The organism is Microbacterium sp. W1-4-2 (assembly GCF_058349885.2).
This window is the reverse complement of sequence record NZ_JBYRJC020000002.1, coordinates 459,048-483,584: the sequence shown is the minus strand read 5'-3', so window position 1 is coordinate 483,584 and position 24,537 is coordinate 459,048. Positions and strand designations below refer to the sequence as shown.

Genomic DNA, 24,537 nt, shown 5'->3' with positions numbered 1-24,537 from the left:
GGACCGGCCTCACATCCGCACGACCTAGACTGGTGGCGTCCGCTCGCCGTCTGCGAGCCCTTCTCCACCGAGGATCCTGTCGTGTCGTCTGCCCGCACTGCGCGCCCTCTCGAGGTGCGCCACCTGCAAGTCGCGCGCGCCGTGATCGCCGCGATCGCGGCGCTGATGATCACGTTCTCGCCCGACCACTCCGCCCCGCTGGGGCTGGCCGTGTTCAGCGGGTTCGCGATCACGACCGCGTTCGTGCTGTTCGTCTCGGCCTGGCTCGTGTTCCCGGCCGGCCGTCGCGCGCCCGCCGTGATCCTCGGCGTGCTCGACGTGATCGCGGGCATGGTGGCCGGCATCGGCCCGATCCGCACCGACACGCTCTTCTTCGCCCTCGTCATCGGCTGGGCGCTGGCCACGGGCCTGGTCGAGCTCATCGCGGGCCTGCGCGGTCGCCGCGCCGAGAAGGGCACCGCCGCCCGGGCCGAGGCCCGCGACGCCCTGACGATCGGCATCCTCGGGCTCGTGCTGGGCGTCGCGCTGCTGTGCGTGCCGGCCGGCTACGCGCTGACCTACCGCGTCGCCGAGGCGCACCAGACCTTCACCCTCACGGGCATCACGATCGGCGTCGGCGTGTACGGCGGATACGCCGCGATCGTCGCAGTCTTCCTGGGCATCGCGGGCTTCTCGCCCCGCCCCGAGCCCGCACCCGAACTCGCGGCGGATGCCGCCGCATCCGACGACCACCCCGGAGGTGCCGCATGAGCGACAAGCGCCCCACCACCCGCCGCGATCTGATGAAGCCCGCACAGCTGCTCGGGCTCGCCCTGATCGCCGCGCTGTTCGCCGGGCTCGTCACGCTCGTGTCGATGGGCTTCTTCCAGAACCGCTTCCACGGCGAGTCGCTGCACGCGCTGATCGTGGCGCTCGTCGTCGCCGGTGCGACGTTCGTCGTCACGCTCGTCGTGATCGCGCTGCTGCTGCTCGCGGTGCAGCCCGGCCAGATCACGCACCGGGTCGACGGCCCGGTGCTGATCGCGCGCGACCAGGCCGTCGCCGACGAGCAGGCGGCGCGGGATGCCGCGGCCGCCCGCGACGCGAAGCCCGGCACCGCGAGCGGCGGGAGCACGCACGGCGGCGGCTCGTCGAAGCCGGCCGACCGCGACCACGGCGACACCTCCGCCTGACGCGCCCGCCTGACGCGCCCGCCTGACGCGCCCGCCTGACGCGCCCGCCTGACGCGCAGTCGCCGACACCGAGTGTGCGCATAATGGCGGGGTGGCACGCGTGAAAGACCAGGCGGCGCGGCGCGCCGAGATCATCGTCGCCGCCAAGCGCGCGATCGCCTCGCGCGGGCTCACCGGGCTGCGGCTGAAGGACGTGGCCGCGGAGTGCGACCTGACCGCAGGGGCCGTCGCCTACTATTACCCCGACCTGACCGAGCTGGTGCACGAGGTGCACCGCGACGTGGTCGAGCGGTTCTACTGGGATCGCCGCCGTGCGCTCGACGAGATCGAGGACCCGCGGCTCAAGCTCAGCCGCACGGTCGCCCTCGGCGTGCCGTCGTCGACCCGCGACATCGACTTCCAGGTGCTGAACGAGCTGCACGTGCACGCGTACCGCGATGAGGTGCACGCCCGGCTCATGGCCGATCTGTTCGATCGCGAGGTGTCGCTGTACGAGAGCGTCCTGCTGGACGGCGTGGCGGACGGCGTGTTCGCGCTCAAGGCACCGGCGGGCACGATCGCGCGCAACCTCGTCGCGCTGGAAGACGCCTATGGCCTGCACGTGCTGGGCGGCAGCCGGGTCGCGGCCGCGCAGGTGCGCGACATGATCCTCGCGCACGCGGCCGTGCTCGTCGGGTGCGATCTCGTCTGAGCCGCAGAACCGGCGGGCCGCGGCATCCCGAACCAGCCTGGGGAGGTATCTATCCAGCCGATACCCCATGGCATCTAATTCTGTTTTATCTTTGGCAATGGCCGACCTAGCGTTGTTCCCGTCGAGACCGACACGCAGCCGCACGCGCGGCGCGACCGTGGAGACGAAGGAGCACGATGGTGAGCACCGCGGACGAGAACCGGGCGCCCGAACAGACCGAGGTCGTCGTGATCGGCGCCGGCCAGGCCGGCATCGCGATGAGCGAGCACCTCGGCGCGCGCGGCATCGCGCACGTCGTGCTCGAGCGCGACCGCATCGCCGAGCGCTGGCGCACGATGCGCTGGGACTCGCTGGTCGCCAACGGTCCGGCCTGGCACGACCGGTTCCCTGGGCTTGCGATCGCGGGCGTCGGCGACGACGAGTTCGCCACCAAGGACCGCATGGCCCGGTACTTCGAGGAGTACGTCGAGATGCTCGAGGCGCCGGTGCGCACGGGCGTCGAGGTCACCGCGGTGCGCAAGCGCGAGGGCGGCCCGGGCTTCCGCGTCGAGACCACGCGCGGCGACATCGATGCGCGGTACGTCGTGGCGGCGACCGGCCCGTTCCAGCAGCCCGCGATCCCGCCGATCGTGCCGGCCGACGCCGGCGTGCACCAGCTCCACTCGAGCGACTACCACCGTCCCGGGCAGCTGCCCGACGGTGCCGTCCTCGTGGTCGGCGCCGGCTCGTCGGGCGTGCAGATCGCCGCCGAGATCCAGCGTTCGGGCAAGCAGGTCTATCTGTCGGTCGGGCCGCACGACCGCCCGCCCCGCAGCTACCGAGGCCGCGACTTCGTGTGGTGGCTGGGCGTGCTCGGACTGTGGGAGATGTCGACCCCGCCGCAGGGCGCCGAGCACGTCACGATCGCGGTCAGCGGCGCCGACGGCGGGCACACCGTCGACTTCCGGCGCCTGGCCGCCGACGGCATCACGCTCGTCGGCCGCACCGCGTCGTTCGACGGCCGGCGGATGCACTTCAACCCCGACCTGCGCGAGAACATCCTGCGCGGCGACGCGAACTACCTCGGGCTGCTCGACCAGGCCGACGAGTTCATCGAGCGCAACGGCCTCGATCTGCCGGAAGAGCCCGAGGCGCGCATCCTCGGCCCCGAGGCCGACTGCATCGTCGACCCGATCCTCGAACTCGACCTGCGCGAGGCCGGCGTCGCCTCGATCGTGTGGGCCACGGGCTTCGCCGCCGACTACAGCTGGATGCACGTCGACGCGTTCGACGAGGCCGGCCGCCCCAGGCACCAGCGCGGCGTGGCCGCCGAGCCGGGCATCTACTTCCTCGGGCTGCCCTGGCAGTCCCGTCGCGGGTCCAGCTTCATCTGGGGGGTGTGGCACGACGCGAAGTACCTCGCCGACAGCATCCTCATCCAGCAGAGCTACCTGACCTACAGCGCCCCGGGCGAGGCATCCTCGTCGCCCGTCACCGCCGACCGCGAAGCGGTCCTGTCCACAGGAGCCATCTGATGCCCACGCACACCCGCATCCGTCCCTTCAACACGAAGGTCACCTACCCCGAGCAGAACCTCGACAACGACCTCTGCCAGGCCGTCGTGGCGAACGGGGTCGTGTACCTGCGCGGCCAGATCGGGCAGGACCTCACCACGCGCGAGACGGTCGGCGTCGGCGACGTCGAGGCGCAGGCCGAGAAGGCCATGGCCAACATCAAGATGCTGCTCGAAGAGGCGGGCTCGAGCCTCGACGACATCGTCAAGGTCGTCGTCTACATCATCGACCCGCGCTACCGCGAGACCGTCTACCGCGTCATGGGCCGCTGGCTCAAGGGCGTCTTCCCGGTCTCGACCGGGCTCGTCGTGAGCGCCCTCGCACGCCCGGAGTGGCTCGTCGAGATCGACGCCACCGCCGTGATCAGCGAGCGTGCCCTCAGCGAGGATGCACAGTGACGTTCTCGATCGTCGCCCGTGACGCGTCGGGCGCCCTCGGCATGGCGGTCTCGTCGTCGTCGCCGGCGGTCGCCGCCCGCTGCCTGCACCTGCGCAGCGGTGTGGGAGCGGTCGGATCGCAGAACATCACCGACCCGCGCTACGGCAAGACCCTGCTCGACGCGCTCGAGGCCGGCACCGCGCCCGACGAGGCGCTCGCCGCCCTGATGTCGGCGGATCCCACGGGCGAGTACCGCCAGGTGGCGGTGGTGGATGCCGCGGGTCGGGTCGCCGTGCACTCGGGCGTGCACACCCTGGGCACGCACGCGACCGCGACCGGCGACGGCGTGGTGACGGCGGGCAATCTCCTCGCCTCGACCGAGGTGCCGGCCGCGATGCTCGCGGCGTTCGAGGCGTCGAGCGGCGACCTCGAAGAGCGGCTGCTGACCGCCATGCGCGCGGGCCTCGCCGCCGGCGGCGAGGCCGGAGAAGTCCACTCCGCGGGCCTTGCGGTCGTGCGCGACGCGGGCTGGAACGTCACCGACCTGCGCGTGGACTGGCACGACGACCCGATCGGCCAGCTCGCGGCCCTGCTCGAGGTGTGGCTGCCGCAGCGCGACGCCTACGTCACCCGCGGCATCAACCCCGAGACCGCCCCGGCATACGGAGTGCCCGGCGATGAGTGACGCCGCGGCGGGCACCGTCACTGGACTCAAAGACGACGCACACCTGGCCGTGCAGGGCGCGGCCGAGGCGCTCGTCGGCCTGTCGCAGCGGCTGTACGAGCACCCCGAGACGGCGTGGCACGAGGTCGAGTCGGCCCGCGCCGTGGCCGGCGTCCTCGAAGACGCCGGCTTCGCCGTCGAGCACGAGTACCTGGGCCTTGCCACGGCGTTCCGCGCGGTGGCGGGCTCCGGCTCGTTCCGCGTGGGGCTCATGGCCGAGTACGACGCGCTGCCCGGGCTCGGGCATGCGTGCGGGCACAATCTCATCTCGGCGATGAGCGTGGGCGCGGGTCTGGCCCTCGCCCGGGTCGCGGACGCGGCGGGCCTGACCGTCGAGGTGTACGGCACCCCCGCCGAAGAGGGCGGCGGCGGCAAGGTCGAGCTGCTCGACCGCGGCGCGTTCCGGGACCTGGACCTGGCCCTGATGGCCCACCCCGCCCCCGTCGACGTCGCCGAGGCGAACCCGTTCGCCGTCGCGCACTGGCACATCGAGTACACCGGCAGGACGGCGCACGCCGCGGCGTACCCGACCCAGGCCGTCAACGCCGCCGACGCGTTCACGATCGCCCAGGTGGCCCTGGGCCTGCTGCGCCAGCAGCTGCCGGCGAACGTGCGCGTGCACGGCATCGTCACCGACGCGGGCACCGCGCCCAACGCGATTCCCGGCCGCAGCGAAGGACGCTGGTACGTGCGCGCGGCCTCGCTCGCGCAGCTCGACGAGCTCATCCCGCGCGTGATGGCCTGCTTCGAGGCCGGTGCCCTGGCCACCGGCTGCACGCTCGAGGTCACTCCCGAGAGCAAGCCGTACGCCGAGTTCCGCACCGACCGGGCGGCCCTGGACGCGTACGTCGCCAACGCGACCGCGCTCGGCCGGACGTTCGCGACCGAGGGGCCGGCGACCACGATGGCCACGGCATCCACCGACATGGGCAACGTGTCGCAGGTCGTCCGCGCCATCCACCCGTACATCGGGGTCGACTCGTTCCCGGTGTCGAACCACCAGCGCGAGTTCGCCGACCACTGCGTGGGACCGGTCGCCGAGCAGACCCTGTTCGACGGCGCCACGGCTCTGGCCTGGACGGCGCTGGATGTCGCGGCCGCCGCGCGAGACAGCTCGAGCGTCGACCGGCAGAACTGAACCCATCGATTCGTCCGACCCGGGCGATCGAAGAAACCCATGGCGGTCGGTCTTCCGATCAGCCGCCGCAGATGCAATTCTTTGAGATGCATCGCAAAGAATCCGGGGGACCGGAACCACAAGGAGGTGGAACGATGGACAACGACTCGACCGTCCTCGCTCAGCAGGAGACCGGGCACCTGAAGAAGACGCTGGGGCGCTTCGACATCATCTTCCTGGTGATGTCGGCGGTGCTCAGCATCGAGGTGCTCGCCGAGACGGCGTCGTTCGGCGCCGAGACGTTCACCTGGACGCTCGTGCTCGCCGTGTTCTTCCTGATCCCGTACGCGATGATCTTCGCCGAGACCGGCAGCACGTTCATCGGCGAAGGCGGCGCGTACCTCTGGGTGCGCCGGGCGTTCGGCCGGCCCGCCGGCGCGCTGGCCTCGATCCTCAGCTGGATCACCCAGCCGGTGTGGGTCGGTGGATCGATGGCGTTCCTGGCGTCCGAGACCTGGGACGCCTTCATCTCGCCGCTGCCGCACGGCTCGTTCTGGGACTGGGTCTTCAAGATCGTCTTCATCTGGATCACCGTGGTCGCCGCGATCCTGTCGCTGGCCCGGGCCAAGTGGATCCCGAGCCTCGGCGCGATCCTCAAGCTCGTCTTCCTCGGCTTCTTCCTGATCACGACCGTGCTCTACGCCTCGCAGCACGGCATCGAGCAGCTCGACCTCGGCTCGTTCAGCCCGACGCTCGGCGGCTTCCTCGGCCTCGTGCCGCTGCTGCTGTTCGCCTACCTCGGCTTCGAGTCCGCCAACAGCGCCTCCGGCGAGATGAAGAACCCCAAGCGCGACATCCCGGTCTCGATCGCCCGTTCGGGCATCGTGTCGGCCGCGTGCTACCTGTTGCCGATCCTGGCGATGCTGCTCGTGCTGCCGTCGAAGACGATCACCGGCATCGGGGGCCTGATGGACGCCGTCAAGACGGTGTTCGGCGTGTACGGGGCGCTCTCGACGCCGCTGGTGTTCCTGGCCGCGCTCATGTTCGTCATCATCCTCGCCTCGCAGGGCGCGTCGTGGATGATCATCAGCGACCGCATGCAGGCGCTGACCGCGGCCGACGGCGCGTTCTTCGGCGGCTTCTTCGGCAAGTTCCACAAGAAGCTCGGCACCCCGGTGCACGTGAACCTGCTCTCGGGCGTCGTGGCCACGGTGTTCCTGATCGCCGCGATGCAGCTGACCGGCAGCTCGGCGGCGCTGTTCCAGGTGGTGCTGAACATCTCGATCTCGACGTTCCTGCTCAGCTACCTGCTGATCGTGCCCGCCGCGATCAAGCTGCGCCATGCCTACCCGGGCGTCGAGCGCCCGTACCGGGTCCCCGGCTCCAACGGCGTGTTCACGACGCTCGGCGTCATCTGCTTCCTGTGGGTGCTGCTCGGATCGTGGGTCACCGTCTTCCCGGGCACCCTCGAGGCCCTGTTCGGCATCGCGTACGACTTCGAGGACAACTGGGGCGTGCAGCAGCTGCCGTTCGAGCTGCTGACGATCGGCACGCTCGTCGTGCTCGGCGCCCTCGCCCTGGTCGGTTACATCCGCGGCGCCCGCATCCGCGCCGAGCGGCCCCTGCCCGACACCACGACATTGACGACCATCGACGACGACGCGCCGGTGGCGCTTGAAGGAGAGAGATGATGACGATCGCGAACGACGTCGCCGAGACCGCGACCGACACGCACCCCCTGGCACGCCTGACCGCCGACGAGATCGCCGCCAACCGTGTCGTGATCGTCAACGCCGGCTACGTGTCCGAGCGCACGCTGTTCACCCTGGTGACCCTGGTCGAGCACGACAAGAAGGCCGTCGTCGCCGGCCGCACCGACCTCGACCGGCTCGTGCGCACGCTGCTGCTGGACCGTGACACGCAGGAGGTGACCGAGCTCGTCGTCTCGGTGCGCGACCGCCGCGTGGTCTCGTCGCGCGTGCTCGACATCCTCACCGAGGGGCAGCCGCCGATCACCGCCGAGGAGTACGAGCAGGCCGAGGAGATGATCCGTGCCGACGCCGGCTGGCGGGCGGCGATGGCCCGCCGTGGGGTCACCGACCTCACCACCGCGCGCGTGTGCGCTCTGTCGGCCGGCGTCTTCGACATCCCCGGCGAAGCGGGCCGTCGGCTCGTGCGCGGCTCGACGTTCATCCAGCACGACCCGACCGACAACGCGTGGGCGCACCCGGTCGAGGGCCTGGTCGCCTACCTCGACACCAACACGGGCGAGGTCGTCGAGCTGATCGACACCGAGGTGGTCCCGATCCCGCAGGAGCGGTTCGACTTCCACCTCGACGAGTGGATGCCGCAGCCGCGCACGACGCAGAAGCCGATCGAGATCACCCAGCCCGAGGGGCCGAGCTTCGCCGTCGACGGCGACGTGGTCACGTGGGAGAAATGGCAGGTGCGCCTGGGCTTCGACCCGGTGGAGGGCCTCGTGCTGCACCAGCTGAGCTTCGACGACATGGGCAAGCGCCGCCCCATCGTCTACCGCGCGTCGGTGCCCGAGATGGTCGTGCCCTACGGCGACCCGAGTCCGGTGCGGTTCTGGCAGAACTACTTCGACGCCGGCGAGTATTCGATGGGCAAGAACGCCAACTCGCTCGAGCTCGGCTGCGACTGCCTGGGCGACATCACGTACTTCGACGCGGTGCTGGCCGACGACCACGGGCACCCGAAGACGATCCACAACGCCATCTGCATGCACGAAGAGGATGCCGGCATCCTCTACAAGCACACCGACGAGTTCACGCTGTCGGCCGACGTGCGCCGCAACCGGCGCCTGGTGATCTCGTTCTTCATCACGGTCGGCAACTACGACTACGGGTTCTACTGGTATCTGTACCTCGACGGCACGATCGAGCTGGAGTGCAAGGCGACCGGCGTCGTCTACACCGCCGCGTACAGCGACCGGGCGCAGCGCGAGCGCTGGTCGACGCCGCTGGGCGACGAGGGACTGGGCATGCCGTTCCACCAGCACATGTTCTGCGCCCGGCTGGACATGCAGGTGGACGGCGACCGCAACGCGATCGAAGAGATCGAGGTGCAGCGCGTGCCGATGGGTCCCGACAACCCGTGGGGCAACGGCTTCACCAAGTCGGTCACGCGCCTGCACACCGAGACCGAGGGCGTGCGTCTGGCCGACAACACCGTCGGCCGCGCCTGGCACATCCTCAACCCGGAGCGCATGAACCGCCATGGCGCGCAGGTCGCGTACGAGCTGCGCCCGAGCGGCCAGCCGACCCTGATGGCCGACCCCGCGGCATCCATCTCGCGACGCGCCGCGTTCGCCACGAAGAACCTGTGGGTGACGCAGTACGACGAGACCGAGCGCTTCCCGTCCGGCGAGTACGTCAACCAGAACCCGGGCAACCACGGCATCGCCGAGTGGGTCGCGAAGGACCGCTCGATCGAGGACGAGGACATCGTGGTGTGGCACGCGTTCGGCATGACGCACTTTCCGCGCCCCGAGGACTGGCCGATCATGCCGGTCGACCGGATGGGCTTCACGCTCAAGCCGTACGGGTTCTTCGACCAGAACCCGGCGCTGGACCTGCCCAGGCCCGCCGCGCACTGCGTGAGCGGTGCGGGCTGCGGCTGCGCGGGCGGCGAATGCCGCTGCGGCGGCCACGCCGAGCACGCGGGCCACGGCGAGCACGGCCACGACGGACACGGCCACGACGGACAGGAAGGGCACTGAGGCATGACCACCGACATCCTGACCGACTCGTGGCACGCGCGTGCCGCGGGACTGACGATCGACGGCCGCGCGGTCGTGGACGGGCAGCGCGTGCACGCCGCCTCGGGTGCGACCAGCGCCGACGTGAACCCGGCCACCGGCGCGGTGCACGCCGAGGTCGCAGCGCTCGACGCGGGCGACATCGACCGGGCCGTCGCCGCCGCCCGTACCGCGTTCGAGGACGGCCGCTGGAGCCGGCTGTCGGCCGAGGAGCGCAAGGTCGGGATGCTGCGCCTGGCCGACCTGATGGAGCAGCACGCCGACGAGCTCGCGCTGCTGGACAGCCTCGACATGGGCAAGCCCGTGCGCGAGGCGCGCGAGGTCGACGTGCCCGGCGCGATCGCGACGTTCCGCTGGTACGCCGAGGCGGTCGACAAGCTGCTCGACGAGATCCCGGCGACCCCGCGCGGGTCCACCGCGCTGGTCACCCGCGAGCCGCTGGGCGTGGTCGCGGCGATCACGCCGTGGAACTATCCGCTCGAGATCGCCGCATGGAAGCTCGCACCGGCCCTGGCCCTGGGCAACAGCATCGTGCACAAGCCGGCGTCGGTCTCGCCGCTGTCGGCACTGCGCCTGGCGGATCTGGCGCTCGAGGCGGGCATCCCCGCCGGCGTGCTCAACGTCGTGCCCGGCCCCGGGGGACGCGTCGGCGAGGCGATCGGCATGCACCGCGACATCGACGCGCTGACCTTCACCGGTTCGACGGCGGTCGCCAAGACCCTGCTGGAGTACTCGGGCCGCTCGAACATGAAGCGGCTGAGCCTCGAAGCCGGCGGCAAGAGCGCGAACATCGTGTTCGCCGACTGCGACGACCTGCCGGGTGCCGCCGAGACCGCCGCCCGCGGCGCGTTCTACAACCAGGGCGAGGTGTGCTCGGCCAACTGCCGCCTGCTCGTGGAGCGCAGCATCCACGACGAGTTCGTCGCGCTCGTGGCCGAGGCCAGCCGTGCCTACGCGCCCGGCGATCCGCTGGACGAGGCCAGCGGCACCGGATCGCTCGTCTCGACCGCGCACGCCGACGAGGTGTGGGCGGCGATCACGAGCGCCCGCGAGGCCGGTTCGGTCGTGGTCGGCGCCGAGCGGCCCGCGATCGACGGGTCGGACGCGTTCATCGTGCCCACCGTCGTGACCGGCCTGCCCGAGGCGCACCCGCTGCACAGCACCGAGGTGTTCGGGCCGCTGCTGACGGTCGAGGCGTTCGACACCGAGGATGAGGCCGTCGCCAAGGCGAACGCCACGACGTACGGCCTGGCCGCGTCGGTCTGGACCTCGTCGCTGGCGCGTGCGCACCGCGTCTCGCAGCGCCTGGTCGCCGGCACGGTGTCGGTGAACACCGTCGACGCGCTCGGGCTGACCACCCCGTTCGGCGGGTTCAAGCAGTCGGGCTTCGGCCGCGACCTGTCGCTGCACGCGTTCGACGCCTACTCGGCGCTGAAGACGACCTGGATCCAGTTCGGCTGAGCATGGTCACGCTGACCGGCGATGCGATCGGCCGCCGAGGGGGCGCCCGGGTGGGTGCGCTGCTGCGGCACGGCCTGATGGCCGCTGCCATGATCCCGTGCCTCGTCGGCGGCGCCGCGGCGGCGCACGCCGCCGCGGCGCTGGTGCTGTTCGGCCTGGCGCTCGCGCAGGCGCCGCGGGCCCGTCGTGATCCGGCGGCGCTGCCGGCCGTGCTCGACGCGCTCGCCATGATGGGGCTCTCGGTCGCCGCGATGCTGTGCGGCCACGCCGGCGGGCCCGCCACGGCGCACGTGACGCACGCCCACTCGGGCGCCGGCGTGACCGGCGCCGGCGCGGTCGTCGTCGTGCTCACCGTCGCAGCCTGGATCGCGATGCGGTGGACCTGCGACGGCGCCGAGATGGCGCGCCGCGGCGGTGCCGGGATGCCGCGGCACCGCGTCCACCTCGCCGCCTCTGCGGGCATGATCCTGACGATGGCGGCCTCGACCCTCGTACACGCGCTGTGACAGCCCGGGACGTGGCATCCCCGCCCGCGGAAGACCACCACGACGCGTCTAAAGTGGGGCGCATGGCGCGCATCACCCTCCGTCAGCTGGAGTACTTCGTCGCCGCCGCCGAGACCGGCAGCGTCACCGCGGCGGCCGCGCGCGTCTTCCTGTCGCAGTCGGCGGTGTCGACGGCGCTGGCCGAGCTCGAAGAGAACCTCGGCGTGCAGCTGTTCGTGCGCCACGCGCGGGGCCTGACGCTCACGACCGTCGGGCAGTCGATCCTGCGCGGGGCGCGGCAGCTGCTCGAGCAGGCCGACGACCTCGAGCGCAGCGCCGAAGAGCACAACGAGTCGCTGTCGGGCAGGCTCACCGTCGGCTGCTACTCGACGCTGGCGCCCCACCTGCTGCCGGCGGTGCTGGACGCCTACCTGACCGCGAACCCCGCCGTGGACCTGAACTTCGTCGTGGGCTCGCACGCCCAGCTGCGCTCGAAGCTGCTCGACGGCACGTGCGACGTCGCGCTGCTCTACGACTACGAGTTCGCAGCCGACCTGCTGACCGGCGACGTGCAGAAGGTCGAGCTGCAGGCCATCCCCCCGCACGTGCTGCTGCCCGAAGGCCACCCGCTCGCGGGGCTCGACAGCATCCCGATCACACGCCTCGCCGACGAGCCGCTCATCCTGTTCGACCTCCCTCCGGGCGGCGAGTACTTCCGGTCGCTGTTCACGCTGCACGGGCTGACGCCGACCATCCGGTTCCGCACCACCGAGTTCGAACTCGTGCGGGCGCTCGTGGCCCGGGGCCTGGGCTACTCGATCCTCACGCAGCACACCGACATCGAGGTCAGCTACGAGAACCTGCCGGTGGTGACCCGGCCGCTGCAGGGCGAGTGGCACGGACTGCCGGTCGTCGCCGTGCACCTGGCCGGCAGCAACCTCACCCGCCGCGCGACGGCGTTCATCGACCAGTGCCGGCAGACGCTCGGGACGGATGCCGCAACCCGCGTTGACGAGGAGGTATAGGCTGACTCGAAGGCCGTTCCCGGTTTTATCTGTTTTACAGATGCCCTCGTCGTCCCGCAGGATCGTCTCGAATCGATCCATCAACGAGGGGATCCCGTCAATGTCGACTGCAGCATCCGCACCCGACCCCACCGACCCGGCATTCACCGACCCGGCGTTCGAACCCAGCGACCAGATCTCGCCGAAGAGCCTGCGCAAGAGCGTCGTCGCCGGGTCCATCGGCGTGCTCGTGCACTGGTTCGACTGGGCCGTCTACGCCTACATGGCCGGCACGATCGCGGTCGTGTTCTTCCCGGAGTCGAACCACACCGCGGGCCTGCTGGCCACCTTCGCCGTGTTCGCCGTGTCGTTCTTCGTGCGGCCCATCGGCGCGGTGATCTTCGGGCGACTGGGCGACCGGCTCGGTCGCAAGACGACCCTGTCGATCGTCATCATCGCGATGGCCGCGGCCACGCTCGTGCTCGGGCTGCTGCCCGGCTATGACGCGATCGGGCTGCTCGCACCGATCCTGCTCATCGTCACCCGCATCGTGCAGGGCCTGGCGGCGGGCGGCGAGTTCGGCAGCGCGGCCGCGTTCCTCGGCGAGTTCTCGCCGCGCAGGCGCCGCGGCTTCGGCTGCAGCTGGCTCGAGTTCGGCAGCCTGCTCGGCTTCCTGCTCGCGTCGTTCGCGGTGTACCTGCTGAACGTCGCTTTCCCGGGCGACACCATCACCGCATGGGCGTGGCGCATCCCGTTCCTGTTCACCGCGGTGCTCGGCGTCATCGGCCTGTACATCCGCCTGAAGATCGAGGACACCCCCGACTTCGAGCAGCTCAAGGAGCTGCAGGCCGTCTCGCACGCGCCGGTCAAGGAGGTCTTCCAGCGCAACCGCCGCGAGTTCCTGCAGACCTGCGGCATCGAGATCTTCATGAACGTCACGTTCTACGTCGTGCTCGTCTACCTGCTCACCTACCAGGAGGAGACGATCGGCTTCGACGCCGGCCGCGCGGCTCTGCTGTCGACGCTGGCCTCGGCGCTCGGCCTGATCGTCGTGCCGCTGGCCGGCATCGCCTCGGACCGCTTCGGCCGCAAGCCGGTGCTGATGTTCGCCGCGATCGCGCAGACCGTGCTGTCGGTGCCGCTGTTCCTGCTCATGCAGGTCGGATCGGACTGGGCCGTGTTCGTCTCGACGTTCGGCCTCGCGTTCCTGCTCGCGATCGTGCTCGGCACCCACGCCGTCACGGTGGTCGAGCTGTTCCCGACCCGCACCCGGCAGACCGGGCTGTCGATCGCCTACGCGGTCACCGCCGCCCTGTTCGCCGGCACGGCCCCGTACCTGCTGACCTGGCTCATCGACATCACCGGCAACGGCCTGGTGCCCGGCTGGTTCCTGCTCGTGGTCGGCGCGGTCGGCGTCGTCACGGTGTGGACACTGCCCGAGACGCGCGGCATCTCGCTGATCAAGGAGCAGGACCTGAACACGGCCACCGTGCGGCTGCCGCGCGCTCGCGCGGTCCGCGGCTGACGCCGGTCCGGTCGGCGACGACCGCCCGCTCGGCAAGGATGCCGGCCCTGCATGAGGGATCGTGCCTCACAGGCTTCGGATGATCGCGCGAACTTCGGAGGCGAATCGCCGTCCGGCTCCGACGTCGCGGCGATTCTCCGAAGTCTGTGAGGCGCCCGTGCGGGCATACCATGCCAAGGTGCCTGCGTACTTCGAGCGTCTGAGTCCCACCCGATTCCGAGCGACGTCCGGCGTCGAAGGCGCGTGGAACCCCGCCGAGCAGCACATCGCCCCCGCGCTCGGCCTGATCGCGCACGTCATCGAGCACGAGCACCGCGCCCGCCGTGACGACGGCATGCAGCTGGCGCGGGTGTCGTACGACATCCTCGGCGTGATCCCGATCGACGTCATGGACACCGAGGTGCGCGTGCTGCGGCCCGGCCGCACGGTCGAGCTGGTCGAGGCCGTGCTCTGCCACGACGACCGGCCTGCCGTGATCGCGCGGGCGTGGTGGATGCAGCGCGGCGACACTGCGGCGCTCGCCGGCTCCGACCTGCCGCCGATGCCGCCGCGGGAGTCGCTGCCGGAGTGGAGCGCGTCCGAGGTGTGGCCGGGCCGGTTCGTCACGACGGTCGAGACCCGTCGCCGGCAGCAGCATCCCGGCCGCGCGTGGTCCTGGCTGCGGCCGCGTCTGCCGCTCGTGGACGGGGAGGATGCCTCGGCCACCGCCCGCACGCTGGGGTCGGTCGACATCCTGAACGGGGTCACCGTGCGCGTGCTGCCCGAGCGGGCGGCGTTCCCGAACATCGACCTGACCGTGCACCTGTTCCGCGAGCCGGCGTTCGCGTCGGCCGACGACACCTGGATCGGCGCCGACACCACGGTCAGCTTCGGCCCGACCGGCATGGGACTGACCCACACCGTGCTGCACGACGAGCAGGGCCCGATCGGCACCGTCGATCAGGCGCTCACCGTTCGACCCCGGTAGCCGCTACCTCCGGGCCAGGCGCTCGGCCACCCCCGTGTACGAAGCCGGCGTGAGCAGCAGCAGGCGGTGCTTCGCGGCATCCGAGATGTCCAAGCCCTGCACGAACTCGGCCAGCTCCACCGGCCCGACCCGGTGACCGCGGGTGAGGTCCTTCAGCATGGCGTACGGGTCCGAGATCGACGACCGACCGGCGGCGATCTCGGCGCGCACGACGGTCTGGATCGCTTCGGCCAGCACCTCCCAGTTCGCGTCGAGGTCGGCCAGCAGCACGTCGCGCGACAGCGAGATCGAGTCCAGGCCCTTCAGCAGATTGTCGAGCGCGAGCAGCGAGTGCCCGAACGCGACGCCGATGTTGCGCTGCGTGGTCGAGTCGGTGAGGTCTCGCTGCAGACGCGAGGTCACCAGCGTCTGCGACAGGGTCGCGAACAGGCCGCCGGCGATCTCGAGGTTGGCCTCGGCGTTCTCGAACCGGATCGGGTTGATCTTGTGCGGCATCGTCGACGACCCGGTGGCGCCGGCGACGGGGATCTGCGCGAAGTAGCCGAGCGAGATGTAGGTCCAGGCATCCGTCGCCAGATTGTGCAGGATGCCGCCGGCATGACGCGCGCGATCGTAGAGCTCGACCTGCCAGTCGTGGGACTCGATCTGGGTGGTCAGCGGATTGAAGCCGATGCCCAGGCCCTCGACGAACCCGCGCGACAGCGCCTGCCAGTCGACGTCGGGCTCGGCGGCCAGGTGCGCCGACCATGTACCCGTCGCCCCCGAGAACTTGGCGAGGAACTCGCCGTCTGCGATCTGCTCGGCGACGCGCTCGAGGCGCCAGGCGAACACGGCCAGCTCCTTGCCCATCGTCGTCGGCGTCGCGGGCTGTCCGTGGGTGCGCGCGAGCATCGCTGCGTCGGCGTGCTGCTCGGCCAGGGCCCGCAGCTTCGTGATCACCTCGTGCAGCCTGGGCAGCCACACCCCCAGCACGGCGCGCTGCACGGTCAGTGCGTACGAGGTCGAGTTGACATCCTCGCTCGTGCAGGCGAAGTGCGTGAGCTCGGCGATACGGTCCAGGCCCAGGGCCGCGAGCCGGTCGCGCACCAGGTACTCGACGGCCTTCACGTCGTGGCGGGTCACGGCCTCTTTCGTGGCGAGCCAGTCGATCTCGTCCTGCCCGAAGTCGCGGTAAAGGCCCCGCAGGTCGTCCTTCTCGGCCTCGGTCAGCGGCGTCGTGCCGAACAGCGACCGGTCGGTCAGGGCGATCAGCCATTCGACCTCGACCTCGACGCGGGCACGGTTCAGCCCCGCCTCGGAGAGGAACTCGCCCAGGGGGGCGACGGCGTCGCGGTAGCGTCCGTCGAGAGGGCTGATCGGCTGCGGGGAAAGAGCGGTCACGGGTCTCCCGTTTCGTCGCCGACCCGGCTCGCAGCGGATCAGCCGGCGGCGCGGATCGCGGGTTCGAGCTGCCGGAAGAGCGCCCGGCATGCGCTCTCGATCATACCGAGCACCTCGTCGAACTTGTCGGGGCCCGCGTAGTACGGATCGGGCACGTCGCGCGCCCCGTTCGCCCGCGGGTCGAACGAGAGCAGCAAGGCGATCTTCGCCTCGTCGTCCTCACCGCGCGCCCACTCCCGCAGCACCCGCTCGTGGCCGGTGTCGAGGGCGACGACGAGGTCGTTGTCGTCGAAGTCGCGGTAGCCGAACTGGCGGGCGCGGTGCTCGCCGCCGTCGAAGCCGTGGTGGGCCAGCGACGTGATCGTGCGCCGGTCGGCGCGCTCGCCGACGTGCCAGTCACCCGTGCCCGCGCTGGTCGAGACCACACGATCGCCCAGGCCCACCGAGTCGGCGAACCAGCGGAAGACGACCTCGGCCATCGGCGAGCGGCAGATGTTGCCCGTGCAGACGAACACCACGCGGAACGTCGGCGGGGTGTCGGTCATGGATTCCATTGTGCGACCTTCGACGGCTCCTGCACAGGCGAGGCGTAATGCCGATCTGTCCACGGACCGGACTATCGGCACCCGGCGGGCGTGCGTGATCGGACAGTGTGGGGGCATGACCGTTGTGATCGACGCCGCCGTGCAGGTGCTGGATGCCGCGATCTCGCGCCTGCGGGATGCCCGGCAGCGCCTCGACACTCTCATGGTGCTCGCCGGGTCGATCGAGGACGACACCGCCTGGCGGGCCCACGCGGTCGCGGGCTATCGGACGCAGGTGCGCGACTGGCAGGCGGGTCTGCAGCAGGTCGCCGCACGCCTGGGCGACCAGGAGCAGGAGCTCGCGACGATGCGCGCCGTGCTGGCGGCCCCGCCGTGACCGACGAGTGCGCATGCAGGGGCGCACGGGGAGGAGAGAGGTGACCGACGGGATCGACATCCGCAGCGGCGGGATCGTCGCTGTCGACACCGAGAGCCTGCGCGCCGCGGCGGACCGATTCGCACTGGTGGGCGCCAAACTCGACGAGATCTCGGTCGACCTCGGCGACCTGGGGTGGTGGCTGCAGCAGCAGGGCGTGGCCGTCGCCGGGACGACGTCGTCCGCGCTGCAGCAGGCGGCGAGGCTGATGGCCGCGCGAGCCGACGGCGCGGCCATCCTGGAGCGGCGGCTGCGGCAGCTCGCCGACGAGTACGAGCTCGTCGAGCTGAGGGCCCGCCTGGCCGCTGCGCACGAAGCGGACCGGGCGGCCGACCTCGCCGCCGCCATCGCGCGGATCGAGAGCGCCGATCCCGAAGCGGCGCGCGCGGCCGACCGGCTCGAAGACCGGGAGCGGACGCGGGTGGCGTCCGAGCTCGTCGACGGCATGAGCGCGGACGTCCTGGTGCCCGGCGGTCTTCTGGCCGCGTTCGCCCTGGTGCCGGGCATCATCCTCACGGCTGCGGCGCTGTCGGCCCTGGCGCATGCCGCGCACGAGATGCAGCAGCTCGCGCGCCGCGTCGGCGGGGGGACGATCGAGCAGTGCGAACGGCTCGACGGACCGCGCCCGCCGGTGATCGTGCGTCCGACGCGGGCGCCCATGCCGACCTCGCCGCCTGCCGACCTGGCGTCGGCGTTCGCGCGCATCCCCGACGTCGGCGACGCGCGCGTGCGGATCGAGACGTACGCGATGCCGGACGGCTCGACGCGGTACGCCGTCTACATCGCCGGCACCCGCGCCGGCTCGCTCGACGGCGAGGGGGTGGAGCCGTGGGACATGGCGTCCAACCTGCAGCTCTACTTCGGCCGGGACTCCGCATCGTACGAGGCCGTGCGCGCGGCACTCGACGACGTGGGGGCGCCGGCGGGCGCCGAGGTCTACCTGTTCGGCCACTCGCAGGGTGGCATGATCGCGGACCGGCTCGCGATGGAGGGCGGCTACGACCCGGTTCTGCTGGCCACGGCGGGCTCGCCCACCGAGGCCGACGTCGGGCCGACAACCCTCAGCGTCCAGCTGCGGCACACCGACGACGTGGTGCAGTCTCTGGCCGCCGGCGGGTCGGCTGCCCAGGTGGGGTCGCCCGGCAGCATGGTCGTCGAGCGGGTGGGCGACCCGCCGCCGGGCGTGCAGGACCTGCACCTGGCACCGCATCACCTGCCGGCCTACGTCGCGACGGCGCGGATGCTGGATGCCTCGACCGATCCGCGCACGGCGCCCCTGCGCGCGACGCTCGGCGAGCTGCAGGCGGCGCGCTCGGTCACCGCGGCGGAGTACAGCGCTCAGCGGCCGGCGCCCGCCCCCGCTGCGCCGGCGCAGCGGATGTCACCCGCCCCGCCCGCGCCGGCGCCCGGGCCTGGGCGAACCTCGGTGTGAGCGTCGGATGCGCCGCGGCGGCTCAGGCCACGCAGTGGGCGGGGGCGAGCACGGCGTCGGGGTCGAGCTCGCGCTTGAGCGCCGACAGCCGCGCCGCGTTCGGCCCGAACGCCGGGGCGAGGTCGCGGCCGTCCTCGGTGAACGTCAGCGCCATGCCGTCGCAGTGCCAGGGCGCGAGCGCCTCGATCACAGCGCGGGTCGCGCGAGATGCGGCATCCATCGCGGCCGGATCGTGCACGAGACCGATCGTCGACAGCAGATACCCGCCGTCGAGCGATGTGAGGGCACCCCCCTGCGCGGCGGGCCGGGCGAACGCGCCGCCGACGTGCCGCACCTCGCTGATCATCGGGCGGGCCTCGAACGCCGCCGCGACGAACGCGTCGACGGTCGCGGCATCCATCCCGCCGAGCATGGCGTGACCCGACACGGCGGGCGAGGGGACGGGCGGATCCATGTGCATCTCGACCAGGCGCGCGGCCGGCAGCCGGCCGAACGTGTCGACCTCGGGCTGCAGCGCGCGCAGCGGGGCCAGCAGCGCTGCGGCCTCGGCGTCCGTCTCGAGCACCGCGCCGTCGATGACCACGACCGAACGGCCGGACAGGAACGGCGGCAGCTCGGGGATCGGCGGAAAGTGCATGATCCGCAGGGCCGTCGTCGCCGACTCGGGGGCGTCCGCCGTCCACTGCCGCCACGCGTGGGCGATCTCGGCGGCGCGGGCGGCGTCCCAGAGCAGCATGCCGGCGAACACGTCGGGGTAGGGCAGCAGGTCGATCTCGAGCTCGACGACGATGCCGACCCCGCCCGAGGCGCCGCGCACCGCCCAGAACAGGTCGGTGTTCTGGGTGGCGCCGGCCGAGACGATCGTGCCCTGCGCGGTCACCACGCGCACCGATCGGACGGCGTTCACTGCCAGGCCGTGCCGGCGGCCGTAGAACGAGACGCCGCCGCCGAGGATGTAGCCGGCGACCGACACATCGCCCGAGCTGCCGTGCAGCGCGGCGAGCCCGTGCTCGGCGGCCGCCTCGACGACGTCGTTCCAGATGCTGCCGCCGCGCACCCGGGCCGTGCGCGCGACCGGATCGACGCTCGCCCCGCGCATGCGCTCGAGCGACACCAGGATCGTGCGCGACAGGTCGCGGTCGACGCGGGCCCCGGCACCGTGGCCGGTGGACTGCGGGGCGACGCGCAGGCCGGATGCCGCGGCGACCCGCACGATCGCGGCGACCTCGTCATCGGTGTGCGGCAGGGCGACGGCGACCGGGCGCTGGTCGACGGCCCGGTTCCACGGCAGTCGCGCCGCTTCGTATTCCGGGTCGGTCGGCAGGATGAGTCGTTCGCCCAGTAGGTCGCGCAGGCGCGCGAGGGCATCGTCGGTGATGACAGCCATGGTTGATCCCCAATTTCAGTCAGGCTGCGGCATCCACTCCCATAGCGGAGCCGCGCATTCGTACAGAGGCCCGCAAACCCAGATTCGATACATCCCGGGACTGTACGCCGCGGTTCCGACGCTACTCGCGGAAGTCGTCGGGGTCGACCTCGTCGATGAACTTGGAGAACTCCTGCACGTCGGCTTCGGCCTCGGCCTCGCTGATCACATCTTCGACGCCCGCTTCGGCGAGCACCTCGTCGGCCACGAACATCGGGGCGCCGGTGCGCGAGGCGATCGCGATGGCGTCCGAGGGGCGCGCGTCGACGCGTTGGATGCCGGTGGCCGAGTTCAGCGTGATCTCGGCGTAGAAGGTGCTGTCCTCGATGCGCGTGACCTCGACCCGCTCGACCTGCACGCCGAGCGTCTCGAGCATCGAGCGCACCAGGTCGTGCGTCAGAGGACGCGGGGTGTCGGTGCCCTCGATCGCGACCATGATCGAGGTGGCCTCCATGGGGCCGATCCAGATCGGCAGCAGCTTGCTCTCGCCGGGGGTCGCCTCGACCGGCTGCAGCAGGATGACGTGCTGCCCGCCGGCGTCGAGCGCGACGCCCGCGACTCGTACCTCGACCATGCTTCCCTCCGTTGCCCGTCTGGCCATGGTACGCACCCCCGCTCCGTGCGGCCCGAGAGTCGGCGCGCCGCGCCCCCGGCCGCGCCGGGGCCGGCCGGGCTATGCGGCGAAGAACGCGGTGGCGACCCGGGTCAGGTCGTGCAGGTCCGAGACGCCGGCGAGCTCGCGCGCCGAGTGCATCGACAGGATCGGGATGCCGACGTCCACCGTCCGGATGCCCAGGCGCGTCGCGGTGATCGGGCCGATCGTCGATCCGCACGGCACGGTGTTGTTCGAGACGAACTCCTGGCTCGACACGCCGGCCGCGTCGCACCAGGCGTGCCAGGCGGCCGCCCCCGTGGCATCCGTCGCGTACCGCTGGTTCGCGTTGATCTTCAGGATCGGGCCCGATCCGAGCACCGGCTGGACCACCGGGTCGTGCTTGTCGGCGTAGTTCGGGTGCACCGAGTGTCCGACGTCGCTCGACGCGCACCACGACGCGGCAAGCGACCGCAGCTGCTGCTCGCGGTCGGCGCCCAGCGCGATCCGGACCCGCTCGAGCACGTCGGCCAGGAAGGGCCCCGCCGCGCCCGACCGGGTCGCCGACCCGACCTCTTCGTGGTCGAACGCGGCGAGCATCGCGATGTGCGCGCCGGGCTCGTCGATGCGGGTCAGAGCCGCCACGCCCGCGTGCACCGAGGCGAGGTCGTCGAGCCGGCCGGCGGCGAAGAACGCGGCATCCTTGCCGAACACCTGCCCGCGCGCGGTGTCGGCGGTGACGATGTCGTAGCCGCGGATGCGCGCGGCATCCACGCCTGCGCTTGCCGCCAGCTCGCCCAGGATGTCGGCCGACTCGGCCTCGCCGAGCCCCCACACCGGCTGGGTCTGCGACTGCTTGTTCAGGGCCAGGCCGTCGTTCACGGCGCGGTCGAGATGGATCGCCAGCTGCGGCAGCCGCAGCAGCGGTCCGGTGGATGCCAGGACCTGCGCGCCGTCGTCGAGGACGAGGCGACCGGCCAGCGTGAGCTCGCGGTCGAGCCAGGAGTTCAGCAGCGGTCCGCCGTAGATCTCGACGCCGGCCTGCAGCCAGCCGCCCGATCCGGTCGTCGGCTGCGGCTTGAGCTTGAACGCCGGAGAGTCGGTGTGTGCGCCGAAGATGTGCACGCCCGTCGCGGCCGTGGCCGCCGCCGGCACGACCCACGCGATCACGGCGCCGTCGCGCACGACGAAGAACCGTCCGCCCGGCTGTGCCGGCCACGCGTCGGCTTCGTCCAGGCGGGTGAATCCGGCCGCGGCCAGTCGACGCGCGACCTCGGCCGCGGCGTGGAAGCTCGACGGCGACGCCGCGACGAAGTCGGCGAGGTCGTCGGCGTGGGCGAGGGCGTCGGGAGTGACGGGCACGGTGCGGCCTTCCGATGTGCAGACGGGACGTCTCGATCGTACGCGGGCCGCTCCGCGCCGCCGGGCGACTATCGTCGGGCGCATGGACCTCGAACTGCATGATCGCGTCATCCTCGTCGTCGGCGGCACCGGACTGCTCGGCTCAGCCGTCGTGGAACGGCTGCGGGCCGAAGGCGCGACGGCGGTCGCGGCATCCCGTCACGAAGGCCTGGTGATGGATGCCACCGACGACGCGTCCGTGCGGGTCGGCATCGCGCAGCTGCTCGCCGAGCACGGCCGCATCGACGGGCTCGTGGTCGCGGCCGCGCCGAGCGCGCGCACCCTGGATCCGGAACGCAACTCCGATCCGGCGCAGGCGCTGGCGGCGTTCGACGCGAAGGCGATGTCGTTCCTGCGGGTCGCGAATGCGGTGCTGCCGGCCATGACCGACGCGGGGTACGGGCGGATCGTCGGCGTCAGCGGGCAGAACGCGTTCCAGACCGGCAACATCACGGGGTCGGTGCGCAACGCGGCGCTCGTGATCGTGGCGAAGAACCTCGCGGATGCCGCAGCCGGCTCCGGCGTGACCGTCAACGCCGTCAGCCCGGGCATCGTCGTCGACGAGCCCGAGGTCGAGATCCCGGTGGGCCGCTCGGGCCAGTGCACCCCGGCGCAGGTCGCCGACCTCATCGCCCTGCTGCTGTCGCCGCGCACGGGCACGATCTCGGGCGAGAGCATCGCGGTCGGTCACCGCGTGCGCGGCGCGACCGGCCTCTGACTCCGGCATCCATCCCTCACGCGACCGCGAAGGTCGACAGCGCCCGGCCGTAGCGCTGCGGATCGTCGCGCGCGGCCTCGGTCATGAGCAACGCGTGCGGCCCGATCGTGCGGGTGAAGTCGCCCTCGCACGGCACGAGCACCACGCGGGTCAGACCGCGGCGCCACGCCGGCACGAGCGCGTCGAGGCTCGCCCGCTCGGGCTGCTCGTCGCGGGGGCGCTCGTGCATGCGTGCGATCTGCCGCTGCACGTGGCGGTTGCTCCACACGCGGTATCCGTCGCCGAGGCCCTCGTCGCCGAAGCGGTCGTGCCAGCTCGGCCCGTACAAGCGCTGCAGCAGCTGCCGGCGCTCGGGCGATCCGGGCGCCAGCGTCATGACGGTCTTGAAGCGGGAGTGATCCACCTCTTCGGCCGTGTGGGCCAGCGCCCCCCGCCACAGCTCCGGCCACGCCGCCTGCCACGCGGCGACATCCTGTGTGGCGCGGGCGGCCACATCCATCGGCTCGGGATGCTCGGCCAGCGGCGGCGGAAAGTCGCCCGTCACGGTCAGGCTCCACGCGTCGCGCACCCAGAGCAGCTCAAGCAGCGCGCTGGGGTGGTCTTCGACCGTGATGCCCATGTCGCGCGGCCATCGATCGCCCCGCAGGGTGCGCAGCGAGCGCATGCTCGCAGGCTACGCCGGTTCAGTCGCCGCTGGAATGCAGGCCCCGCCGCGCCGACAGCAGAGTCAGTTCGGGATGCTCTTCGGCCACCGTGCGCTCGGCACGGTCGAGCACGTCGCGCACGTGCCCGGCATGCGATCCGACGACCGATACGCCCACGGAGGCGCGACGGTACAGGTCCTGTTCGCCGACCTCGGCCGCGGCGGCCTCGGTCCGCCGACTGAGGTCGGCCACGAGGGGGCGAAGGATGCTGCGCTTCTCTTTCAGGGAGTGCACATCGCCGAGCAGCAGGTCGAACTCGATCCACCCGATCCACATACGTCGAGCATGACACCGCGGCGCGGTTCCGGGGCGATTCGGACGGGCGAGAGATCCGAGGTTGACACGGCCGATGGAGTGCGCTTACATGATCGCGCAGAAATGAAAGAACATTTCACACAATGAAATGTGACCCGTCCCGTTCTCGTACCCGACACACGAACCCCTTCAACGGCGAAAGGCGTGATCCATCGTGACCTCCGCTGCTTCCGACGACCGGACCCCGGTCGTCGAGGCCGACACCCAGACCGCAGACCCGCCGCCGGCCCCGCGGCTCGAACTCGGCGCGCAGATCCTCCTGTTCGCGCTGTCGATCGCCATCGTCGTGAACTCGCTGTCGCTCGGGCTCATGGTGACGCTCGGTCCGGGCGCCGGCTTCTTCCCGTTCTTCCTCGGCATCGGCCTCGGCGTCCTGACCGTCGCCTGGTTCTTCCAGTCCCGGCGCATCCGTCGCGGTTCTCCCGCGCACACCGAGCCCGCGCACACCGAGCCCGCGCCCGCCGAGCCCGCGCATGCGGGCGCCGACACCGCGGCGATCGAGCGCAAGCACATCGTCGACGTCATCGTCAGCCTGCTGGTGCTGGCCGTGCTGATGATCCCGCTGGGCTTCCAACTGCCGATGTTCCTGTTCATCGTGTACCACCTCTGGTTCCGCGCCCACCGGCGCTGGTACACGGTGCTGATCATCGCCCTCGCGGGGAGCATCGGCGTGTTCCACGTCTTCAACGACCTGCTCATGGTCGCCCTGCCGTACTCGAACGTCGAGTTCCTCAACCTGATCGGGCTGTGA

General features: G+C 71.5%; 25 protein-coding genes. 18 read left to right on the top strand and 7 right to left on the bottom strand.

Annotation, left to right across the window (positions count from 1 at the left end; genetic code table 11):
• Positions 1-81: 81 nt before the first annotated feature.
• From AC3RX0_RS10105 to AC3RX0_RS10040, 14 genes are all read left to right on the top strand, one after another.
• Complete coding sequence (locus AC3RX0_RS10105; protein WP_491505853.1) at positions 82-750, top strand: acyl-CoA synthetase; 669 nt, start codon at positions 82-84, stop codon at positions 748-750.
• The gene (locus AC3RX0_RS10100; protein WP_491505852.1) at positions 747-1,172 is read left to right on the top strand and encodes an amino acid transporter; all 426 of its coding nucleotides are present in this window, start codon (positions 747-749) and stop codon (positions 1,170-1,172) included. Before AC3RX0_RS10105 ends, AC3RX0_RS10100 begins: the two co-directional genes overlap by 4 nt.
• Before the next feature lie 91 nt (positions 1,173-1,263).
• Complete coding sequence (locus tag AC3RX0_RS10095; protein WP_491505851.1) at positions 1,264-1,863, top strand: TetR/AcrR family transcriptional regulator; 600 nt, start codon at positions 1,264-1,266, stop codon at positions 1,861-1,863.
• 176 nt (positions 1,864-2,039) lie between these two features.
• Complete coding sequence (locus AC3RX0_RS10090) at positions 2,040-3,377, top strand: flavin-containing monooxygenase (RefSeq protein ID WP_491505850.1); 1,338 nt, start codon at positions 2,040-2,042, stop codon at positions 3,375-3,377.
• On the top strand, positions 3,377-3,814 hold the full coding sequence (locus AC3RX0_RS10085) for a RidA family protein (protein WP_491505849.1): 438 nt from the start codon (positions 3,377-3,379) through the stop codon (positions 3,812-3,814). Before AC3RX0_RS10090 ends, AC3RX0_RS10085 begins: the two co-directional genes overlap by 1 nt.
• Positions 3,811-4,479, top strand: coding sequence for a DUF1028 domain-containing protein (locus AC3RX0_RS10080; protein ID WP_491505848.1), 669 nt, complete (start codon positions 3,811-3,813; stop codon positions 4,477-4,479). The genes AC3RX0_RS10085 and AC3RX0_RS10080 overlap by 4 nt, the downstream gene beginning before the upstream one ends.
• Positions 4,472-5,656 carry a M20 family metallopeptidase gene (locus tag AC3RX0_RS10075; protein WP_491505847.1) on the top strand — a complete coding sequence of 395 codons (1,185 nt, stop codon included), beginning with the start codon at positions 4,472-4,474 and terminating at the stop codon, positions 5,654-5,656. The genes AC3RX0_RS10080 and AC3RX0_RS10075 overlap by 8 nt, the downstream gene beginning before the upstream one ends.
• 134 nt (positions 5,657-5,790) lie before the next feature.
• Entirely contained in the window at positions 5,791-7,326 is a 1,536-nt protein-coding gene (locus AC3RX0_RS10070; RefSeq protein WP_491505846.1) for an APC family permease, read from the top strand.
• Complete coding sequence (locus AC3RX0_RS10065; protein ID WP_491505845.1) at positions 7,323-9,377, top strand: primary-amine oxidase; 2,055 nt, start codon at positions 7,323-7,325, stop codon at positions 9,375-9,377. Before AC3RX0_RS10070 ends, AC3RX0_RS10065 begins: the two co-directional genes overlap by 4 nt.
• 3 nt (positions 9,378-9,380) lie before the next feature.
• Positions 9,381-10,877 carry an aldehyde dehydrogenase gene (locus AC3RX0_RS10060; protein ID WP_491505844.1) on the top strand — a complete coding sequence of 499 codons (1,497 nt, stop codon included), beginning with the start codon at positions 9,381-9,383 and terminating at the stop codon, positions 10,875-10,877.
• Between the two features lie 2 nt (positions 10,878-10,879).
• Positions 10,880-11,383, top strand: coding sequence for a hypothetical protein (locus AC3RX0_RS10055; protein ID WP_491505843.1), 504 nt, complete (start codon positions 10,880-10,882; stop codon positions 11,381-11,383).
• Between the two features lie 62 nt (positions 11,384-11,445).
• On the top strand, positions 11,446-12,387 hold the full coding sequence (locus tag AC3RX0_RS10050; RefSeq protein ID WP_491505842.1) for a LysR family transcriptional regulator: 942 nt from the start codon (positions 11,446-11,448) through the stop codon (positions 12,385-12,387).
• 100 nt (positions 12,388-12,487) lie between these two features.
• Entirely contained in the window at positions 12,488-13,891 is a 1,404-nt protein-coding gene (locus AC3RX0_RS10045; RefSeq protein WP_491505841.1) for an MFS transporter, read from the top strand.
• Between the two features lie 178 nt (positions 13,892-14,069).
• Positions 14,070-14,858 (top strand): thioesterase family protein, encoded by a 789-nt coding sequence (locus AC3RX0_RS10040; protein WP_491505840.1) that lies wholly within the window; start codon positions 14,070-14,072, stop codon positions 14,856-14,858.
• A gap of 3 nt (positions 14,859-14,861) precedes the next feature.
• On the opposite strand, the gene purB is transcribed toward AC3RX0_RS10040, so the two are convergent.
• Both purB and AC3RX0_RS10030 read right to left on the bottom strand, forming a co-directional pair.
• Positions 14,862-16,238 carry an adenylosuccinate lyase gene (purB, locus tag AC3RX0_RS10035; RefSeq protein ID WP_491505839.1) on the bottom strand — a complete coding sequence of 459 codons (1,377 nt, stop codon included), beginning with the start codon at positions 16,236-16,238 and terminating at the stop codon, positions 14,862-14,864.
• A 38-nt stretch (positions 16,239-16,276) separates the two neighbouring features.
• Entirely contained in the window at positions 16,277-16,783 is a 507-nt protein-coding gene (locus tag AC3RX0_RS10030) for a low molecular weight protein-tyrosine-phosphatase (RefSeq protein WP_491505838.1), read from the bottom strand.
• Between the two features lie 115 nt (positions 16,784-16,898).
• Here AC3RX0_RS10030 and AC3RX0_RS10025 point away from each other — a divergent pair, with 115 nt between their 5' ends.
• Both AC3RX0_RS10025 and AC3RX0_RS10020 read left to right on the top strand, forming a co-directional pair.
• Positions 16,899-17,159, top strand: coding sequence for a hypothetical protein (locus tag AC3RX0_RS10025; protein ID WP_491505837.1), 261 nt, complete (start codon positions 16,899-16,901; stop codon positions 17,157-17,159).
• Between the two features lie 40 nt (positions 17,160-17,199).
• Positions 17,200-18,630: an alpha/beta fold hydrolase gene (locus AC3RX0_RS10020; RefSeq protein WP_491505836.1), complete on the top strand. Its 1,431-nt coding sequence runs from the start codon at positions 17,200-17,202 to the stop codon at positions 18,628-18,630.
• A gap of 22 nt (positions 18,631-18,652) precedes the next feature.
• On the opposite strand, the gene AC3RX0_RS10015 is transcribed toward AC3RX0_RS10020, so the two are convergent.
• The 3 genes from AC3RX0_RS10015 to AC3RX0_RS10005 form a co-directional block, all read right to left on the bottom strand.
• Positions 18,653-20,017, bottom strand: coding sequence for an FAD-binding oxidoreductase (locus tag AC3RX0_RS10015; protein ID WP_491505835.1), 1,365 nt, complete (start codon positions 20,015-20,017; stop codon positions 18,653-18,655).
• A gap of 121 nt (positions 20,018-20,138) precedes the next feature.
• Positions 20,139-20,630, bottom strand: coding sequence for a bifunctional nuclease family protein (locus AC3RX0_RS10010; protein ID WP_491505834.1), 492 nt, complete (start codon positions 20,628-20,630; stop codon positions 20,139-20,141).
• Between the two features lie 99 nt (positions 20,631-20,729).
• Positions 20,730-22,010 (bottom strand): M18 family aminopeptidase, encoded by a 1,281-nt coding sequence (locus tag AC3RX0_RS10005; RefSeq protein WP_491505833.1) that lies wholly within the window; start codon positions 22,008-22,010, stop codon positions 20,730-20,732.
• Between the two features lie 82 nt (positions 22,011-22,092).
• Between AC3RX0_RS10005 and AC3RX0_RS10000 the strand changes: the two genes are divergently transcribed.
• A complete protein-coding gene (locus tag AC3RX0_RS10000) occupies positions 22,093-22,767 on the top strand; it encodes an SDR family NAD(P)-dependent oxidoreductase (RefSeq protein ID WP_491505832.1) in 675 nt (224 codons plus the stop codon).
• Positions 22,768-22,783: 16 nt separating this feature from the next.
• On the opposite strand, the gene AC3RX0_RS09995 is transcribed toward AC3RX0_RS10000, so the two are convergent.
• Entirely contained in the window at positions 22,784-23,431 is a 648-nt protein-coding gene (locus tag AC3RX0_RS09995; RefSeq protein ID WP_491505831.1) for a hypothetical protein, read from the bottom strand.
• A gap of 19 nt (positions 23,432-23,450) precedes the next feature.
• Positions 23,451-23,747: a DUF503 domain-containing protein gene (locus AC3RX0_RS09990; RefSeq protein ID WP_491505830.1), complete on the bottom strand. Its 297-nt coding sequence runs from the start codon at positions 23,745-23,747 to the stop codon at positions 23,451-23,453.
• Between the two features lie 193 nt (positions 23,748-23,940).
• On the opposite strand from AC3RX0_RS09990, the gene AC3RX0_RS09985 reads away from it, so the two are divergent.
• A complete protein-coding gene (locus tag AC3RX0_RS09985; RefSeq protein WP_491505829.1) occupies positions 23,941-24,537 on the top strand; it encodes a tripartite tricarboxylate transporter TctB family protein in 597 nt (198 codons plus the stop codon).

What these genes read in the sequence shown, in the direction of transcription:
- AC3RX0_RS10100 (WP_491505852.1), top strand. Translation starts at nt 747, where the DNA reads ATGAGCGACAAGCGCCCCACCACCCGCCGCGATCTGATGAAGCCCGCA.
- AC3RX0_RS10090 (WP_491505850.1), top strand. Translation starts at nt 2,040, where the DNA reads ATGGTGAGCACCGCGGACGAGAACCGGGCGCCCGAACAGACCGAGGTC.
- AC3RX0_RS10085 (WP_491505849.1), top strand. Translation starts at nt 3,377, where the DNA reads ATGCCCACGCACACCCGCATCCGTCCCTTCAACACGAAGGTCACCTAC.
- AC3RX0_RS10075 (WP_491505847.1), top strand. Translation starts at nt 4,472, where the DNA reads ATGAGTGACGCCGCGGCGGGCACCGTCACTGGACTCAAAGACGACGCA.
- AC3RX0_RS10070 (WP_491505846.1), top strand. Translation starts at nt 5,791, where the DNA reads ATGGACAACGACTCGACCGTCCTCGCTCAGCAGGAGACCGGGCACCTG.
- AC3RX0_RS10065 (WP_491505845.1), top strand. Translation starts at nt 7,323, where the DNA reads ATGATGACGATCGCGAACGACGTCGCCGAGACCGCGACCGACACGCAC.
- AC3RX0_RS10060 (WP_491505844.1), top strand. Translation starts at nt 9,381, where the DNA reads ATGACCACCGACATCCTGACCGACTCGTGGCACGCGCGTGCCGCGGGA.
- AC3RX0_RS10055 (WP_491505843.1), top strand. Translation starts at nt 10,880, where the DNA reads ATGGTCACGCTGACCGGCGATGCGATCGGCCGCCGAGGGGGCGCCCGG.
- AC3RX0_RS10050 (WP_491505842.1), top strand. Translation starts at nt 11,446, where the DNA reads ATGGCGCGCATCACCCTCCGTCAGCTGGAGTACTTCGTCGCCGCCGCC.
- AC3RX0_RS10045 (WP_491505841.1), top strand. Translation starts at nt 12,488, where the DNA reads ATGTCGACTGCAGCATCCGCACCCGACCCCACCGACCCGGCATTCACC.
- AC3RX0_RS10030 (WP_491505838.1), bottom strand. Translation starts at nt 16,783, where the DNA reads ATGACCGACACCCCGCCGACGTTCCGCGTGGTGTTCGTCTGCACGGGC.
- AC3RX0_RS10025 (WP_491505837.1), top strand. Translation starts at nt 16,899, where the DNA reads ATGACCGTTGTGATCGACGCCGCCGTGCAGGTGCTGGATGCCGCGATC.
- AC3RX0_RS10015 (WP_491505835.1), bottom strand. Translation starts at nt 20,017, where the DNA reads ATGGCTGTCATCACCGACGATGCCCTCGCGCGCCTGCGCGACCTACTG.
- AC3RX0_RS10010 (WP_491505834.1), bottom strand. Translation starts at nt 20,630, where the DNA reads ATGGTCGAGGTACGAGTCGCGGGCGTCGCGCTCGACGCCGGCGGGCAG.
- AC3RX0_RS10000 (WP_491505832.1), top strand. Translation starts at nt 22,093, where the DNA reads ATGGACCTCGAACTGCATGATCGCGTCATCCTCGTCGTCGGCGGCACC.
- AC3RX0_RS09995 (WP_491505831.1), bottom strand. Translation starts at nt 23,431, where the DNA reads ATGCGCTCGCTGCGCACCCTGCGGGGCGATCGATGGCCGCGCGACATG.
- AC3RX0_RS09990 (WP_491505830.1), bottom strand. Translation starts at nt 23,747, where the DNA reads ATGTGGATCGGGTGGATCGAGTTCGACCTGCTGCTCGGCGATGTGCAC.